The organism is Bradyrhizobium sp. B124, assembly GCF_038967635.1.
Lineage (GTDB): Bacteria > Pseudomonadota > Alphaproteobacteria > Rhizobiales > Xanthobacteraceae > Bradyrhizobium.
In genome coordinates, this window is sequence record NZ_CP152413.1 from 7,616,250 (window position 1) to 7,632,585 (window position 16,336).

12 protein-coding genes and 5 pseudogenes are annotated in these 16,336 nt (G+C 59.1%); 11 read left to right on the forward strand and 6 right to left on the reverse strand.

Annotated elements, in window-relative coordinates; translation table 11 throughout:
- Window positions 1–59: 59 nt before the first annotated feature.
- The gene (locus AAFG13_RS36145) at window positions 60–302 is read right to left on the reverse strand and encodes a transposase (RefSeq protein ID WP_342709815.1); all 243 of its coding nucleotides are present in this window, start codon (window positions 300–302) and stop codon (window positions 60–62) included.
- 141 nt (window positions 303–443) lie between these two features.
- On the opposite strand from AAFG13_RS36145, the pseudogene AAFG13_RS36150 reads away from it, so the two are divergent.
- Together AAFG13_RS36150 and AAFG13_RS36155 are read left to right on the forward strand one after the other, a co-directional pair.
- A pseudogene (locus AAFG13_RS36150) lies at window positions 444–1,312 on the forward strand (FAD-binding protein); the annotation flags it as partial.
- Window positions 1,313–1,323: 11 nt separating this feature from the next.
- Window positions 1,324–1,476 (forward strand): annotated as a pseudogene (locus AAFG13_RS36155) (DNA ligase); the annotation flags it as partial.
- Window positions 1,477–1,503: 27 nt separating this feature from the next.
- Here the strand turns inward: AAFG13_RS36155 and AAFG13_RS36160 are convergent.
- The 3 genes and pseudogenes from AAFG13_RS36160 to AAFG13_RS36170 all read right to left on the reverse strand — a co-directional run bounded on the left by AAFG13_RS36160 (window position 1,504) and on the right by AAFG13_RS36170 (window position 3,831).
- Window positions 1,504–1,962 carry a hypothetical protein gene (locus AAFG13_RS36160; RefSeq protein ID WP_342709816.1) on the reverse strand — a complete coding sequence of 153 codons (459 nt, stop codon included), beginning with the start codon at window positions 1,960–1,962 and terminating at the stop codon, window positions 1,504–1,506.
- A 750-nt stretch (window positions 1,963–2,712) separates the two neighbouring features.
- Window positions 2,713–3,612, reverse strand: a pseudogene (locus tag AAFG13_RS36165) (IS3 family transposase); the annotation flags it as partial.
- Entirely contained in the window at window positions 3,613–3,831 is a 219-nt protein-coding gene (locus AAFG13_RS36170) for a hypothetical protein (protein ID WP_342709817.1), read from the reverse strand.
- An 81-nt stretch (window positions 3,832–3,912) separates the two neighbouring features.
- Between AAFG13_RS36170 and istA the strand changes: the two are divergent.
- The 5 genes and pseudogenes from istA to AAFG13_RS36195 all read left to right on the forward strand — a co-directional run.
- Window positions 3,913–4,961, forward strand: a pseudogene (gene istA / locus AAFG13_RS36175) (IS21 family transposase); the annotation flags it as partial.
- Between the two features lie 11 nt (window positions 4,962–4,972).
- A pseudogene (locus AAFG13_RS36180) lies at window positions 4,973–5,473 on the forward strand (ATP-binding protein); the annotation flags it as partial.
- A 1,034-nt stretch (window positions 5,474–6,507) separates the two neighbouring features.
- Entirely contained in the window at window positions 6,508–7,134 is a 627-nt protein-coding gene (locus tag AAFG13_RS36185; protein WP_342709818.1) for a GNAT family N-acetyltransferase, read from the forward strand.
- Window positions 7,135–7,207: 73 nt separating this feature from the next.
- Complete coding sequence (locus AAFG13_RS36190; protein ID WP_342709820.1) at window positions 7,208–8,320, forward strand: histidine decarboxylase; 1,113 nt, start codon at window positions 7,208–7,210, stop codon at window positions 8,318–8,320.
- 341 nt (window positions 8,321–8,661) lie between these two features.
- A complete protein-coding gene (locus tag AAFG13_RS36195; protein WP_342709821.1) occupies window positions 8,662–9,321 on the forward strand; it encodes an XRE family transcriptional regulator in 660 nt (219 codons plus the stop codon).
- A gap of 521 nt (window positions 9,322–9,842) precedes the next feature.
- Here the strand turns inward: AAFG13_RS36195 and AAFG13_RS36200 are convergent.
- Window positions 9,843–10,241, reverse strand: coding sequence for a Rid family hydrolase (locus AAFG13_RS36200; RefSeq protein ID WP_342709822.1), 399 nt, complete (start codon window positions 10,239–10,241; stop codon window positions 9,843–9,845).
- A 151-nt stretch (window positions 10,242–10,392) separates the two neighbouring features.
- Window positions 10,393–11,766, reverse strand: coding sequence for an FAD-dependent oxidoreductase (locus tag AAFG13_RS36205; RefSeq protein ID WP_342709823.1), 1,374 nt, complete (start codon window positions 11,764–11,766; stop codon window positions 10,393–10,395).
- A gap of 144 nt (window positions 11,767–11,910) precedes the next feature.
- Between AAFG13_RS36205 and glnT the strand changes: the two genes are divergently transcribed.
- From glnT to AAFG13_RS36225, 4 genes are all read left to right on the forward strand, one after another.
- Window positions 11,911–13,308, forward strand: coding sequence for a type III glutamate--ammonia ligase (glnT, locus tag AAFG13_RS36210; RefSeq protein ID WP_342709824.1), 1,398 nt, complete (start codon window positions 11,911–11,913; stop codon window positions 13,306–13,308).
- Window positions 13,309–13,331: 23 nt separating this feature from the next.
- Entirely contained in the window at window positions 13,332–14,228 is an 897-nt protein-coding gene (locus AAFG13_RS36215; RefSeq protein ID WP_342709825.1) for a glutamine amidotransferase family protein, read from the forward strand.
- Window positions 14,229–14,344: 116 nt separating this feature from the next.
- Entirely contained in the window at window positions 14,345–14,992 is a 648-nt protein-coding gene (locus tag AAFG13_RS36220; RefSeq protein ID WP_342713467.1) for a protein glxC, read from the forward strand.
- Window positions 14,992–16,320 (forward strand): FMN-binding glutamate synthase family protein, encoded by a 1,329-nt coding sequence (locus AAFG13_RS36225; protein ID WP_342709826.1) that lies wholly within the window; start codon window positions 14,992–14,994, stop codon window positions 16,318–16,320. Before AAFG13_RS36220 ends, AAFG13_RS36225 begins: the two co-directional genes overlap by 1 nt.
- Window positions 16,321–16,336 lie beyond the last annotated feature (16 nt).

Sequence of the window (16,336 nt, forward strand, 5' to 3'; positions counted from 1 at the left end):
CCCGTGGCGTGGTGTAGGTGAGTGCGGGTCACTACGTTCGCCGGCATGGGCCGGATCGGTCAGGTGGCGATTGCCGGGAAGCTGACGGCGGGATCATCGCCGAACGGGGTGATTGTTTCCAGTGTCATGTAGCGACCGCGCTGGACGGCCCACTCGTCGTTCTGTTCGAGCAGGATAGCGCCGACCAGGCGGGTGATGGCGTCCTCATTGGGAAAGATGCCGACCACTTCGGTTCGGCGCTTGATCTCGCCGTTGACGCGTTCGAGCGGATTGGTAACCGGTATGAGATGTCTCGGTGCCAACGTTCCCGCTGCGGTGTTCTACATCGTGGCGTATGGTGCGACCATCGGGACAGAGGCACCGGGAGCACGAAGTGCGGGCAGGCCGAAGCCGAGAGCTCGAGTTAGTAGCTGGCCGCCTCTGCGACTCGCCCGGTTGCGCTGGCAGGACGGCTTGGCCTGCCGCAGTCCGGCTATCTCTGGGGTACTTACGAGAATGCCACCAATTTCGGGGACGGCTATGCGATGGCCTATCACGCTGGGGCGGGATTGGCGAACCTCGAATGTTACCAGAACAATCCACTGATCAAGGACTACAATGGCCTCCCCCCTGCGCCTACGTGGCCGGTCCGTTCGGGGGTTATACCACCAACAGCGAGGGCAACCGCTTCATCGAATGCGACTACTGGTCCGGCCAAATGATGCAGGAGTTCTACAACGAGCTGCAATCCGGCAAGGGCCCGGTTTTCCTGAAACTCAATCATCTGCACAGCGAGACAATCGGCAAGATCGAGGAAATCTTGCATCATGTGGAGCGGCCGTCGCGCAGGCGTTTCCACGAAATCGTGGCACGAACTACCGGGAGCGCATGATCGAGATGCACATCCGAGATAGGATGCTGCTCGGGGCACAGCGCATCCGGCGTCTATGTTGACGAGTTTGCTCGCACCACGGTGTCGGGCCTGTATGCTGCCGGCGATATGGCAAGTGTGCCGCATAACTACATGCTCGGAGCCTTTACCAACGGCGCCGTGGCCGGTGAGCACGCCGCCGAATTCGCTGCCGAAAACGATCTTCCCGACTATGACCCTAGCGATGTCGCGCGGGAGCGCGACCGTGTACTGGCGCCGACGAAGCGGGAGGATGGGATTCCGCCGAACCAGCTCGAATACAAGACGCGGCGCTTTGTGAACGACCATCTTCAGCCGCCAAAAGTCACGGCGAAGATGCAGCTTGGGCAGGCGCGCTTTGCCGAAATCCGCGAAGATATGGAAAGCGCCATGGTGGCGCGCGATGCGCACGAGTTGATGCGCTGCTGCTTCCCGCGGAGCTCCGACGTCGGCTAAAGCTACTCGTCAGGAAGACCCGGCCGTGCGCAAAGCGCATTATGTACAAGGGCGTCTGGATCGAGCCGAAGCAGCTGGCGGACATCGAGTATCTGGCCAAGTCAGCCGAAGGGCGGGTTCGGCACCCGTTCTCAAACGGCCGAGAGAGGAGCTTGAGCTTAACGCCGGTCGTTAGCTACTGCCTTAGCGATGTCCGAGTCGAGCTTGGCCTCTTTGATCCGAATCTCGTCGATTGTAAGTTCTAGGACAGTCTGCGCTTCGTTCATGTCGTCGATCAATTGCTGATAAAGAACGTGCGCGTCCTTCGGTAGCTGCGGCTCCCCCTTATTGTTGGTCGGATAGCGAAAAGCATCGGCGCCCTTATCGATCGCATCAAACTCCTTGACGATGCCGTCAATGGACGACAGCAAATCGGCACCGACGAAGGTGGTCAGCACCTTCTTTCCTTCCGACCGCAACTTTGGGAGGTCATGCCGGAATTTCTCTTCGGACTGATTGAGATCGAATGCCTTCGAAAAATGAAGAGCATCTTTGATCGCAAGTTCGAGATATTGCCTGTACAAGAAAAGCACGGGCATCGCGGATCGGTTGTCGCCTTTGCGGCTTTTCAGTGCCACCGCTGCTTCTTTCGCGCAGATGAAATATCATTCTCGGTACTTTTTCCTAGCCTGATTTCCATCGACCAAGGGCGCCCCGAGATCTGCCGTCGTGTCTTCGTACCGGATGAACGTCATCTATGGCATCCCGAGCTATAACTCCCGTGCATAGCCACCGCCTACATTGGCGTGCGCGCCAACAAACCAGCGCTGCTCCGCCTCAGCAAGCGAACGGGGGAGGCCTAGGTTGATCCGCTTTCGGGTCTTTAGGGAGCGTCTTCCATACACTGACCGAGCTCGTTCGTCGTCGCAACCACAGGACCCGCGCCGATGCCCAGCGCATTATCTTCATCGCGCTTCTACAACCCGAACCCGGCTCCATTCCGCAATCGATATATCGCCCGATCGGGATGGAGCCAAAAGCCGCTTAAACCCCTCCAGTTTTTCGGGACAGATCCGACGGCCCTGGATTTAGAGCCGAGTCCCCTGGATCGACGGAGACTGGCGACGGTATGGATTGATCATCAAGCAATCGCCAAAGCTCCCCTGGAGAGAATTGCTCTAGATCGAAATTAAACTTGTCTGGATCGGCGGAGAGCGACGGGCCAGGGTGTCCGTGCAGCTCGTCATGCAAGTCCTTTTCCAGTCGCTGAAGCTCCCCTGAGGGGACGGAGACTGGCGACGGTATGGATTGATCTTCAAGCCATCGCCGAAGCTCCTCTGGAGAGAATTGCTCTCGATTGAGCTGCTGCCGGTTTGATGGACACCCGGTTAAGCTAATCCCACCTTGCGCTCGAACTCAACCGGGCTGAGATAGCCGATGGTCGAGTGCCTGCGGGTCGTGTTGTAAAATCGTTCGATGTAGTCGAACACATCGGCGCGTGCCTCGTCTCTGGTTCGATAAATCTTGTTGGCCGTACGCTCGGTCTTGAGCGAGGAGAAGAAGCTCTCCATCGCCGCGTTGTCCCAGACGTTGCCGGAGCGGCTCATGCTGCAAACGATGCCGTGGTCGGCCATCAGGCGCTGGAACTGCTCGCTGGTGTACTGGCTGCCCTGGTCGGAGTGATGCAACAGCGCATCCGGCTTGCCGCGTCGCCAGACGGCCATTAACAATGCGTCCGTCACGAGCTGTGCCGTCATGGCGGCACTCATCGACCAGCCCACCACGCGACGTGAGAACAGGTCGATCACCGCTGCGACATAGAGCCAGCCTTCGGCCGTCCAGAGATAGGTGAAGTCGGCGATCCATTTCTGGTTGGGACGCTCGGCGGCGAACTGCCGGTCAAGGAGGTTCGCCGGTGCGGTCTCGAGCTGTCGATCGCCGTCATCCTTCGGCAAGCGCCGGCGTCGCGGCCGCGCCCGCAAGCCTTGCAGGCGCATCAGCCGCTCAATCCGGTGCAGGCCGCAATCCGCCCCGTCGGCGAGCAGGTCACGCCACACCCGGCGTGCGCCATAGGTGCGGTCGCTGGCGACGAAGCTGGCCTTGACCTTGCCGCCGAGCTCCTCGTCGCTGCGGGATCTGGCGCTGGGAGAGCGGTTCAGCCAGGCATGGAAGCCCGACCGCGACACTCCCAGCGCATCGCATAGCCATGCCACCGGCCAGATCGTCCGGTGCTTCGCGACGAAGGCGAACTTCATGTCGCTTCCTTCGCGAAGTAGGCTGCGGCCTTCCTAAGAAACAGCCACCTCAGGGCCGCAGGGAACAGCTTGCAAAACGAAGCCCAGCGATTTGGCGCGCCGCTTCAGATTGGCGAGGACGCGGCTACGATATTGTTCCTCATAGTGGTCGGCACCCGGATCTTTGTAGGATATGCCGTGCCGGAGGGTGTTGTAGAACAGGACTGCTCCGCTCGATGTCGCCCACCATTCCGGAATGATCTCGCCCACCATTCCGATTTGATGTCGCCCACCATTCCGAGATGATCTCGCCCACCATTCTGGGATGATGTCGCCCGGGGTGACGAGGCCTCTTCTCAGATCTTCGTCGCGGTGCTTGGTGCATCGAGCTTCACCTACGCGCAGGCGACCTGGACGCAGGGGCTCGCCGACTGGATCAGCGGCCACGTCGGCGCCTTCGAGGCGATCGGCGGCGTGCCGGCGCTGCTGGTGCCGGACAACACCAAGGTCGCGGTGATCAAGGCCTGCCTGTACGATCCGCAGATCAACCGCAGCTACGCCGATATGGCGGCGCATTACGGCACCGCCATTCTGCCGGCCAGGCCACGGCGGCCACGCGACAAGGCCAAGGCGAGCAGGCGGTCCTCATGGTCGAGCGCTGGCTGCTCGGGCGGCTGCGCCACCGGATCTTCCACAGCCTCGCCGAGGTCAACGCGGCGATCGCTGAGTTAATGACCCGGCTCAACGAGGAGCGGCCGATCCGGCGGCTCGGCGTCACCCGCCGCAAGCTATTGGAGGAGATCGACCGGCCGGCGCTCAAGGCCTTGCCGGAGAGCCCTTACGTGTTCGCCGAGTGGCGGATCTGCCGGGTCAGCATCGACTATCACGTCGAGGTCGAGGCGCATTACTACAGCGTTCCGCATCGCTTCGTTCGCGCCGAGGTCGAGGTGCGCTTCACCGCGCGCACCGTCGAGATTTTCCACAAGGGCGAGCGGATCGCCGCGCATCAACGCATGAGCGGCAACCACAAGCACACGACCGTGCCGGAGCACATGGCCTCCAGTCATCGGCGCTACGCCGGCTGGACCATCGAGCGCATCCGCAAGGATGCAGCCATCATCGGACCTGCCACCGCGGCGCTGTGCGATCTGATCCTCGATGAGCGCTCGCATCCGGAACAGGGCTTCCGCGCCTGTCTCGGCATCATCCGACTGGCCCGCTCCTACGGCCGCAAGCGGCTCGATGCCGCTGCCCTGCGGGCGATCGACATCGGCGCGCGCACTTACGGCTCGGTCAAATCGATCCTCGCCAACAATCTTGATCGGCGTCCTTCACCCAAGCGCTCCGCGGACGACGCGCTGATCCTTCATCCCAACATCCGCGGGCCGCGCTACTATAATTAGGAGATCACGCCTTGCTCACCCATCCGACCCTCGATCAACTCCATCAGCTCGGCCTTCACGGCATGGCCAAGGCCTTCGCCGACATCGAAGCCGGCGGCGAGGCCGCAAGCCTCGGCCACGCCGAATGGCTTGCGCTGCTGCTCGAACGTGAAGCGTCGCTACGACGCGACAAGCGACTGTCGAAGCGGCTTCAATATGCCAAGCTGCGCCAGCAGGCCTGCGTCGAGGACATCGACTATCGCACCCCGCGCGGCCTCGACCGCAGCCTCTTGACGATGCTGGTCGAAGGCCAATGGATCGACGACCACACCAATCTTTTGATCTGTGGCCCGTCCGGCGTCGGCAAGAGCTGGCTCGCCTCGGCGCTCGGCAACAAAGCCTGCCGCGACAATCGCTCCGTGCTCTATCAGCGCGTCCCGCGACTGTTCAGCGATCTGGCCTTGGCGCGCGGTGACGGCCGCCACCCGCGCCTGCTGCGCGCGCTCGGCCGCGTCGATCTCCTCATCCTTGATGGTGTGGACGGCCTCACCTCAACGGCATCATAGTGCCAAGGCGTGGTCGCCAGAGCGCCACAAAGAAGGGAGACCGTCCGAGATGAAGTTTATCAGAATAGGCGTTGATCTCGCCAAGAACTATTTTCAGATTCATGCGCTGTCTAGTGAGGATGCACCAGCCGTAAAGCGCAAGCTGACGCGCCGGACGATGCGCGAGTTCTTCTCGAAGATCGAGCCGTGCCGCGTTGGCATGGAGGCTTGCGGCTCAGCGCACTATTGGGCGCGCGAACTGAAGGCCATGGGACACGATGTGTCTCTGATGCCGCCGGCCTACACAAAGCCCTATGTCAAACGAGGTAAGAACGATGCCGTATACGCAGTGGCAGGTCACTCGACGAAGATGTGGTGGACGGCTCCCAGGTGCGCGCAGTGCCGCGTGCCGCCCCGCCCGGTGGCCAGCAGGTCGAGATCGGGATCACGCGACACGCAAAATGGTCAGGCGGCGAGCCGACCTTGTTGCGATGCTGTTGCGGAGACCCGGCGTCGCTGCGACCGGGTGGCCGAGTGTTTATCGCTATTCATAAGGTCTGAGAACTTCAGAGCCACGTGATGCCTTGTTATGGCAAGTGGACCCGAAACGGCATGGACGACCGTCTGTCATGATGCGAGCCGCCGAGGGCATGAATGTGTCCACCAGCAAACTGTTGGGACGGTGTGCCGGCGGTCGATTTCCGCAGCTCAATAGATGAACCCGGATTGCGCGTTCTTCTGTCCAAAAGTAAACGCGACTCCACGATTGCAACCCGACAACCTGTCGTGATTGCGACTTGTGGCTCGGAAAAGGTAAGGCAATGGCGAGCATCTGAGTGGCCCAACTCCTGCAATGGCTCTCTGTGGCAGCACGGCTCGACCGAGGCTGCTGAGTGCGGCGAACGGGTCCGAAGGTGTGAGTCATGCGGATTATCGTCATTGGGTTCGAACGCTTGCGTATGCGTTTCTAGCTCCGCTTCGTCGCGCGATCATTCCAATCGCAATTAGTGAGAGGTGCAATCATGTCATCCCAGTCGGGACAGCGCGAGTCGATCAAGGTCGTCGCCCCAGAGGACCGCCCTAGGGTCATTGCCATTCTGACAGTAGCTTTTGCGATGTGTCCGTTACTGAGGTGGTTATACCCAGAGCCGGATCGCTTTCTACGTCATTTCGCAGGCTTTCTCGACTTTTATGCCGGCGATCCGTACGCTGATCGAAGCGGAGCGTATTTTGATGGCGGCGATAAAGGGGCGCTTCTGTGGTTAACCGACAAGGCGCCTCGCGATGATGCAGCAATGATGAGGTTCCTGCTTGGCAGTGTGCCGGATTACAGACGAACGGAAACGGAAAAGATATTCGAGAAATTCGGCAAGTATCATCCTAAGGAGTCGCACTGGTACTTCACTATGTTGGGCATCGATCCGATACACCAGCGATCGGGCTTAGGAGGCCTTCTCTATCGCCATGGTCTCGCCATCCTGGACGAGGCGAAAGGACTGGCATTTACAGAAGCCACCAGCCTTAAGGCGGCGCGTCTGTATGAGCGCCTGGGATGGCAGATCGTGGGTGAAGTGCAGATCGGCAGTTCGCCGCCGTTTTTCCCAATGCTCCGCCCCTCTCTTGAGCGAGGCGCCAGCGAGTGGGTCTAGACAGCATGGTCTGCCCGCTCGTGAATCAGAATCTGAAGCCAAGTCTGTCGACGTTGACCGCAGTGAGGCACTCGTGACGCTAGGATCCCAGAATCTCACACGACTTGATCAACTATTTTACTCCATGCGGGATGCGAATGCATGCTTTCTGGGCTACCCGTTTGCTAAGGACTTCAACTATGAGCCGTTGTGGCGCTTCCTGAAGTTCACCGGAAACAACCTCGGAGATCCGTTCGAACCAGGGACTTATCGTGTCAACTCGCATGCCTTCGAGTGCGAAGTGGTTGAGTTTTTCGCTCAGCTATTCCGGGCGCCTGATGACGGTTTCTGGGGCTACATCACAAACGGCGGAACCGAGGGAAATATTTATGGGCTGTATCTCGGTCGAGAACTTTATCCAGATGGCGTCGCGTATTTCTCGCGGGACTCGCACTATAGTGTGAGTAAAGCGGCTCGTCTGCTCCGGCTGGAGCACGCCGTTGTGGATTCGCAATCACACGGAGAAATTAACTATGACGATCTGGCGCGAAAGGCGAGCAATGAACGAAATCGGCCGGCTCTGATAGTCGCAAACATCGGCACCACAATGAAGGAAGGTAGGGACGACACGTCAAAAATTCGTGCGGTCCTGCGGGATGTCGGAGTTCGTGAGAGCTATGTTCATGCCGACGCGGCATTGTGCGGGCCATACGCTCCATTTCTAAACCCGAAGCCGTCCTTCGATTTCGAGGATGGAGCGGACTCGGTCACGATCAGTGGGCACAAATTTCTTGGGGCGCCGATGCCGTGCGGTGTTGTTCTCGCGCGTAAGTCAAACGTGCGGCGGGTCATGCGCGCGATCGACTATATCGGCAGTTTGGATACGACGCTGAGCGGATCTCGAAATGCGTATAGCCCGATTGTCCTCTGGTACGCGATCCGCTGTCTGGGGATCGCGGGGATCAAGCGCATGTTCGATCAATGCGAGCAACTGGCTGCCTATACCGCCGATGAGCTTAACGACCGCGGTGTCGACGCGTGGCGTAATCCCCATGCGCTAACTGTTGTCTTGCCGCCTGTCGAAGAGGGTGTCAAAGCGAAGTGGCAGATAGCCACTCAAGACGTTAGTCATGTAGTGGTGACGCCGGGGACGACCAAGCAACAACTCGATGCGCTGATCGAGGCGATCGCGAACAGTGGCAGGTGAAGCGCCGGCAGCGTGTTGTGCATTGTGGGCGGGTCGTCGGCTTCAGCAATAATGTTCTTGATGACCGTGAGGGCGTTCGCCCTGCATGTTGCGTTGTAACGACGCAGTTGAGCCGTCTTAGTGCGCGCTGTCGGATCCATGATGTTCAAGCGCGGGCGTGCCGTCCTGCGCTCACATCGACACAGCCAACAAAGGGCAGTGGTCGCTCGCTCGAAAAGGCATGCGCCGCCTGTTTTACTGGAACCAACGTAGAAATGCCTTCGCGGCCGAATCCACATCGCCCAGGTCTAGGCGCAAAAAAGGCCTCCCAGTCCGATCCCAGTGCGGCGGCAGATCCGGAATTGCGCAAGTCCCGGCGAGCAGATCCGAAGCGCAGCGAGAATGTCGACCCGGGCGGCTTGATTGAACGGCTCTCGTCCGTCGCCCAGAGCAGGCCGAAATTGTCGATCGGTGAGAGAGTGGGGGGTACCATTCGGAATATCCGGCTCGAGCGTGGGCTCAGGCTTGGCGAGGTCGCATCGGCAGCAGGCATTTCAGTCTCAATGCTCAGTCGTTTCGAAACGGGACGATCTGCGGCCAGCCTGGTGCTGCTCGAACGCATATGCACGGCGCTAGGCATCGACCTTTCGAACTTGTTCAGCGAGATCGAGCGATCCAGGGGAGAGGCTCAACTCATCAAGGCCACCGAGCTGTTGGAGGTCGTTCGCCCGGGTACCAAGTATGGGTACACCTATCGATTGCTGTCCTATCGGACACGAAAGTCGTTCGAGCCCTTTCTCATCGAAGTGAATAAGAGGAGTAAGAGTTATCCCCGCTTTCAGCACCGGGGGACGCAGTTCATTTATGTGCTAAACGGGACAATGCATTATCGATTGGACGACAAGACCTTACTTCTCGAGCCTGGAGACGCAATCACGTTCCCCGGGGACGTCCCGCATGGCCCGGAAAAGCTCTTAAGCAATTCCATTCAGTTGATCACGATGATCATATATGCGCGATAATTGTATGGGCCCGCTAGCCTTGCGGCAGCCAGTGCATAGTGAGCTTGGCGGCGGGGCCGATTTTGCAGCGGTGGTTAGTGCGCGTCTGGGGCGCGAGTATCTCATTGGCGGCGCACAGGCGCCGATCGTCTGTGATCACGTGGGTCGACTGCTGTGCTTGGCCTCGACAAGAGAAGTCGTCTCTGCCTGCTGGATAGCTGCGACGATATTTGCACGCGCAGGCGGAACGGCGAAAGCCCATGGAGATTTCGAGAGGTTCAGTGCATGGAATCTCGGGCATTGCAGCCCGTTGCCCGTCGGAGAGGATTCCAAAAAAAGGCCCGGAGCCTGTTAAAGCTCCGGGCAGTGGAGGGAGGAGCACCCAGATAGGGCACCCGCCGTCATTTGCTGGGCGCGCACCCAGCTCGCTGACGGCTCGCGAATCGCAGATCTAGCCGAAGGGAGCGCCGCTAGTCAGGAGGAGTACCATCGGGATCGGTGGGTTCATGGATCTCTCTCAAGAGCTTTCGAGGCTTAGCAATCTATCCGACCAACGCATACGCCTCGATTTCGACGAGTTGCCATTCGCGCAACATAGAAGTGACCTGAACAAGCGTCGAAGCCGGTCGGATCGCGTCGAATGTTTCCTGGTGAGCTCTTGCAACGTCATCGGCGTCAGCAATGTTGCGGACGTAGACTACAGTGCGGACCACATCCGCGAGCTCGGCACCCGCTACTCCAAGCGCCATCGAAATTGTCCTTAAAGCCGCTTTTGCCTGGTCGTATGCTCCACGGCCCTCGAAGTCAGCCGGAGCACACGTGCCTGACACGTGAATCTGACCATGCTTGGCGACAGCTCGGGAATAGCCAAAGATATTCTCGTAGGCTCCCCCTGAGGATATATTTTGTCGGCCTTGTTGTGCTCTCGCGCCCTTTGCCATTTCATCTCCTCCAATTCTGCGACGTTCATCGGCCGTAGCCGCTCCAAGAACGTTGCCTGATCGTCGTTGCATTCTGGTATCTCGTCGATCTCGCTCGCGTTGCAAGTAGAGAACTGTGAAGTGCAAATGAATTCTGGCGATCTTCGCTCTTCTACCGTCCCGTGACGTCGCGGACGCGGTACCATCCTTCGACAGCTGGTACGGCTGATTTTGCGAACGCGTGAAAAATGTGGCTCGGAAAATTTAATTCATCAAACGCCGACCGACCCTCCGCCTTTCCGAGCATTTTGAGCGCTATCTTTCGACCAAAATGGGTGGAGCGCGAAACGCCCGTTCCGCAATATCCCATTGCGTAGTGGATCCCATCGGGCGTTCGTCCCAAATGCGGAAACTCATCGAATGTGTAACCGATCAGGCCGCTCCATGCGTAGGATACCTTCACGTCTTGCAAAATAGGAAAGGTACGCAGTACATCGCGCGCCAGATGCGCGTAGGCGGCGAGCGCCGAATCGCTTGCAAAATGGTTCGCTCGCCCACCCCAAATCAGCCGGTTCTCGTCCGGCGCCGGACGAAAATAGAAGAACACGCGGTTGGTGTTGCCGTACACGCGCTTCCTCGGCATCAACTGATCAAAGATCTGCGCCGGTAGGATCTCGGTCGTCAGTTGCGCCGAGCGGACTGGAACGATCCGCTTTTGAAAGAAAGAACCTACATTTTTTGTGTAGCCGTTCGTGGCAACGAGGACGTCTCTGGCCCGAAGTTGAAAGTTATCGAAGTGTAATGTGTGCTCAGCCCGCCCACTCGTGATCCCGAGCACCGCTGCTTGACCATGCACGGCAGCGCCCGCCTTTATAACGCTGTTCAGGAGGCCCGCGTGGTACTTGCCCGGATGGAGGCTCGCATCGTGCGGTAGCAGTGATCCGCCATAAAACAGGTCCGAGCCAATCTCCTGGCGCTGCTCGGCTTTGCTGATCATGCAAGATTCGACGCCAACGTAACGCTTCAGATCGTCCAGGTCGCGAGCCATGCTATCATAATGCTCTCGCCGCATCGCGCCGCGGAAGCGCCCGCAGCGCGTAAATGAGCAATCGATGTTCTCCTGCTGGATGAGAGTTTCGATACCATCCAGCATTTCGATTCCTTCACGAAGCAGCTGAACCGCCTTCCGCTCGCCTTTCATTTGGATGAGCGTCTTCACCCGAAACTTCTGATTACCGCTGCCGACCTGACCGCCGTTACGAGTGCTCGCACCAAAGCCAGGTGCGCCCGCGTCAACGACAACAACGTGCCGTCCCGCACGAGCGAGGACCAGGGCAGCAGAAAGCCCTGTAAACCCTGCTCCGATAACGACCACATCCGCTTTGTCGGCCGGAATTGGCCAAGGCCCGGAGCTCGGCGCCGCCGCGCGCCACCAGAATGGGATCGCCGGCGCGGACCAGTACTTTGCCCAGCCGTCGGCAAGCTCCGAGAGGGGAATTCCTATGGGTTCATTTTCGGCGTTCGCAGTCTCGACGGAGCTTGACACTTGCTATCCCCGATCGCGTAGTTTGCATATAATAAAAACAAGTTGCATGAAATGCAATAGTGATATACGTACATCTCCGCCGGCATGGGCAACTCGCCAGACTTGGTGCAAAGTGACGAGGAGCCAATCAAAGGAGAAGTCCGAATGCATCTCCCGAACACGTGGACTGGCGCATTGTCACCGGGAAGTCTTTTGACCCCTAAGGGGGTGGATCTGGCCGGGGCTCAGGCTTTCCTGAAGCAGGCGGGTGTCCGCTACCTGCTCGCGCAATTTGTCGATCTGCATGGAGTGGCGAAGAGCAAGGCCGTTCCGGTGCAGCATCTTGAAGATGTTTTGACCGATGGGGCCGGTTTCGCGGGCGGTGGCGCATGGGGCCTTGGCCTTCTTCCCCATGAGGCCGAATACATGGTGGTCTGTGAACTCAATACGTTGACGGTCACGCCGTGGGCGCCGGGATACGCGCGCATGATGGGTGCAGGGACCGTGAAGGGGGCGCCGCATCCGATCGATACGCGTAACGTCCTCAAGAAGCAGGTCGCGCGACTTGCCGACCGTGGTTGGACGCTCAATACGGGGTTGGAGCCTGAGTTCATTCTGCTGCGGCGTGAGCCGGATGGAAAGCTTTCGCCGTTCGATGGCACGGATACGCTGGCCAAGCCCGCCTATGATTATCGTGGCCTCATGCGTGGCCGGAGCTTCCTTGAGCGCGTGACGGAATCCCTGCAGGCCGTCGGGATCGATGTCTATCAGATCGATCATGAAGACGCGAACGGGCAGTATGAAATCAACTTTAAATACGCCGACGCGCTGAAGACGGCGGACCAGATCGTCTTCTTTAAGATGGCGGCCTCCGAGATCGCGCACGAGTTCGGCGCGATTTGCTCCTTCATGCCCAAGCCGCGCAGCAATTCGACAGGCAATGGCATGCATATCCACTGCTCGATCGCCGATGAGGGCGGGCGAAACCTCTTTCACGATGACGCGGACCCGAATGGAATGGGCTTGAGCAAGCTCGCCTATCATTTCCTTGGTGGCGTGCTGGCGCATGCAAGGGCGCTGACGGCGCTTCTGGCGCCCACGGTGAACTCCTACAAGCGCCTTGTTGTCGGTCGTACGGTGTCCGGAGCGACATGGGCTCCTGCCTTCATCGCCTACGGCGACAACAACCGAACCGCGATGGTGCGGATTCCCTACGGCAGGCTTGAGATTCGCACGGGCGACAGCAGCATGAATCCGTACCTCGCCACTGCGGCACTCATCGCTGCCGGTCTCGATGGCATTGAGCGCAAACTCGATCCGGGTGTGCCCAGGAACGTCAACTTCTACGGTCTCTCGCTCGAGGCCATCAATGAGATGGGCGTGGATCTGCTTCCGCAGACGCTCACCGATGCGCTTGATGCGCTTGAATCCGATCAGCTATTCGCCGGCACTCTCGGGGAGCCGGTTATAAAGGAATTCGTGTCGCTGAAGAGATCGGAGTGGCTGGAATATCACCGCCATGTGTCCGACTGGGAAGTTGAAAGATATCTCAGCTTCTTCTGACCCTACCTATGCCGGAGAGCAAGATGTGTGGAATTGCAGGCCTGTTTATCAAAGAAACTCGACTTCAGCCGCGCCTCGGCGAGCTGCTTGCTTCGATGACGTCGACGCTATGTAGCCGGGGGCCCGATTCGGCCGGCTTTGCGCTGTATACGGCGGAGGAGTCAGGAAAAACGAAACTTACGCTGACGTCTGTGGATGCGAGGGCCGACTACGACGCGCTTGGAGATATGCTCTCGCGATCCCTAGGCGCTTCGGTCTCGCTGACGAGCCGTTACACACACGCTGTTTTGAGCGTGCCAACTTCTCTCGCGCAATCTTGCCGCGACTGGCTCCTGGAGAATGCCCGGGATATTCGAATATTGAGCGAGGGCCTCAATCTCGAAATCTACAAGGAGGTCGGTTATCCCGACGAGGTGGCTCGTTCGTTCAACATCGGGTCCATCCCTGGAACCCACGGCATCGCCCATACCCGAATGGCGACTGAGTCCGCAGTGACGACCACTGGTGCTCATCCGTTTTCGACCGGTCCCGACCAATGTCTGGTCCACAACGGATCTCTCTCCAACCATGCATCGCTTCGGCGTGAGCTTAGGCGCGACGGGATTGTCGTCCAAACCGAGAACGATACTGAGGTCGCCGCGGGGTACCTGGCCCGTGAGTTAAAGCGCGGAAGAACGCTCGGAGAGGCTCTCAAATCAAGCGTGGACGATCTGGACGGATTCTTCACTTTTGTGGTCGGGACCAAGAACGGATTTGGTGTGCTGCGTGATCCGATCGCGTGCAAGCCTGCGGTCATGGCCGAAACCGACGAATATGTGGCGTTTGCTTCCGAGTACAGGAGTCTGACTTGTCTGCCGGGGATCAAAAGCGCGCGGGTGTTCGAGCCAAAGCCCGCAACACCTTACTTCTGGGAGCACTAGCCATGAATCAGGTCGAGAGGGCTCAATGGTCGCACCGCGATCTGAAACAGTCCCAGTCATCGAAACAAGCTCGAGAGATCGATCTTCTCACGACGCCGTTGCGTGATCTGAACTCTATGTTGCAGGCGTTTGACAGTGGCACCAAGACCAACGAGGCGTCCTTTCGGGTCCTGAATCCCAACGGCGCACACGCGATTTCCGTGGGCATCAATGCGCCTCTCGATGTCGAGATCGCGGGCCACGTCGGTTACTATTGTGGAGGCATGAACAAGTGGGCCAGCATCATCATTGACGGCAATGCCGGGCAGGGAGTCGGTGAAAACATGATGTCCGGTCTGATCCACGTGAAGGGCGATGCCAGCCAGTGTGCTGGCGCCACCGCACATGGCGGCCTCCTTTTGATCGAGGGGAATGCGAGTGCCCGTTGCGGTATCTCCATGAAAGGAGCGGACATTGTCGTGAAGGGCGGTATTGGCCACTTATCAGGCTTTATGGCTCAGACCGGCCGTCTCGTTTCATTCGGCGATGCCGGGGAAGCACTGGGCGACTCGATTTACGAGGGCCGCATCTATGTTCGCGGTAAGGTCGAGAGTCTCGGCGCCGACTGTATCGAAAAGGAGTTGACGGACGAGCATCGCGCTGAGCTGTTTGCGCTACTCAAACGGGCTGGCGAGGCTCACAATGTAGATGTGTCGGAGTTCCGTCGCTATGGGTCTGCCCGCAAGCTTTACAACTTCCACATCGACAATGCCGGGGCCTATTGATGAACGCGATCGAGAAGACGTGGGGCTATATTCCGCCGCGCCGCTCTGCCACCTTTGACGAACATGCGATCGCCGAAATCCGGCGCGCGGCCGCGACCGGCATTTACGATATCCGTGGTGGCGGCACCAAGCGGAAGGTGCCGCATTTCGATGACCTTTTATTCCTGGGCGCATCAATGTCGCGCTATCCCCTGGAGGGCTATCGAGAACGCTGCGAAACGAGCGTGATCCTTGGTACACGCTTTGCCAAGAAGCCAATTGAGCTCGCAATCCCAGTGACGATCGCTGGTATGAGCTTTGGTGCGCTATCGGCGCAGGCCAAAGAAGCGCTCGGCAGGGGAGCCAGTCTGGCGGGAACGTCGACCACTACTGGCGACGGCGGCATGACGCCAGAAGAGCGAGGCCAGTCGAAGACACTCGTTTATCAATATCTGCCGTCAAGATACGGCATGAACCCGGACGATCTGCGCAAGGCGGACGCGATCGAGATCGTCATTGGGCAGGGCGCCAAGCCGGGCGGCGGTGGCATGCTGCTCGGTCAGAAGATTTCTGATCGCGTTGCAAAGATGCGATCGCTTCCCAAGGGAATAGACCAAAGGTCTGCTTGCCGGCATCCGGACTGGACGGGGGCGGACGATCTGGAAATCAAGATACTTGAGCTGCGCGAACTGACAAGCTGGGAAAAGCCGATCTATCTGAAAATCGGTGCAAGCCGTCCCTATTACGATGTTGCTCTCGCGGTGAAAGCCGGGGCAGACGTCGTGGTCCTCGACGGCATGCAGGGCGGTACCGCTGCGACGCAGGACGTCTTCATCGAGCACGTCGGTATTCCGATTCTTTCGGCGATCCGAAGCGCGGTGCAGTGTTTGCAGGATCTTGGCATGCATCGAAAGGTGCAATTGATTGTGTCTGGCGGGATTCGCAGTGGTGCCGACGTGGCTAAGGCTCTTGCTCTGGGAGCGGATGCGGTCGCGATCGGGACCGCCGCGTTGATCGCACTCGGTGACAATGATCCCTGCTATGAGCGCGAATACCGTATGTTGGGAACGACCGCGGGCTGTTATGACGACTGGCACGAGGGCAAAGATCCGGCGGGCATCACCACCCAAGATCCCGCTCTGTCGGCGCGGCTTGATCCGGTCCTGGCTGGGCGCAGGCTTGCGAACTACCTCAAGGTTATCACGCTCGAGGCCCAAACGATTGCGCGCGCCTGCGGCAAGAGTCGCCTGCGCAACCTGGAGCCAGAGGATCTTGTCGCCCTGACGGTCGAGGCAGCCGCCATGACACGGCTTCCGCTGGCGGGGACAGATTGGATACCAGGATCCTAGCGGGGTGAGCTCGCAG

Bases quoted from the DNA above. Each gene is read 5' to 3' on its own strand.
- AAFG13_RS36200 (WP_342709822.1), bottom strand. From the start codon at position 10,241: ATGGCAAAGGGCGCGAGAGCACAACAAGGCCGACAAAATATATCCTCA.
- AAFG13_RS36225 (WP_342709826.1), top strand. From the start codon at position 14,992: ATGAACGCGATCGAGAAGACGTGGGGCTATATTCCGCCGCGCCGCTCT.
- glnT (WP_342709824.1), top strand. From the start codon at position 11,911: ATGCATCTCCCGAACACGTGGACTGGCGCATTGTCACCGGGAAGTCTT.
- AAFG13_RS36185 (WP_342709818.1), top strand. From the start codon at position 6,508: ATGTCATCCCAGTCGGGACAGCGCGAGTCGATCAAGGTCGTCGCCCCA.
- AAFG13_RS36170 (WP_342709817.1), bottom strand. From the start codon at position 3,831: ATGGTGGGCGAGATCATTCCGGAATGGTGGGCGACATCGAGCGGAGCA.
- AAFG13_RS36220 (WP_342713467.1), top strand. From the start codon at position 14,345: ATGTTGCAGGCGTTTGACAGTGGCACCAAGACCAACGAGGCGTCCTTT.
- AAFG13_RS36215 (WP_342709825.1), top strand. From the start codon at position 13,332: ATGTGTGGAATTGCAGGCCTGTTTATCAAAGAAACTCGACTTCAGCCG.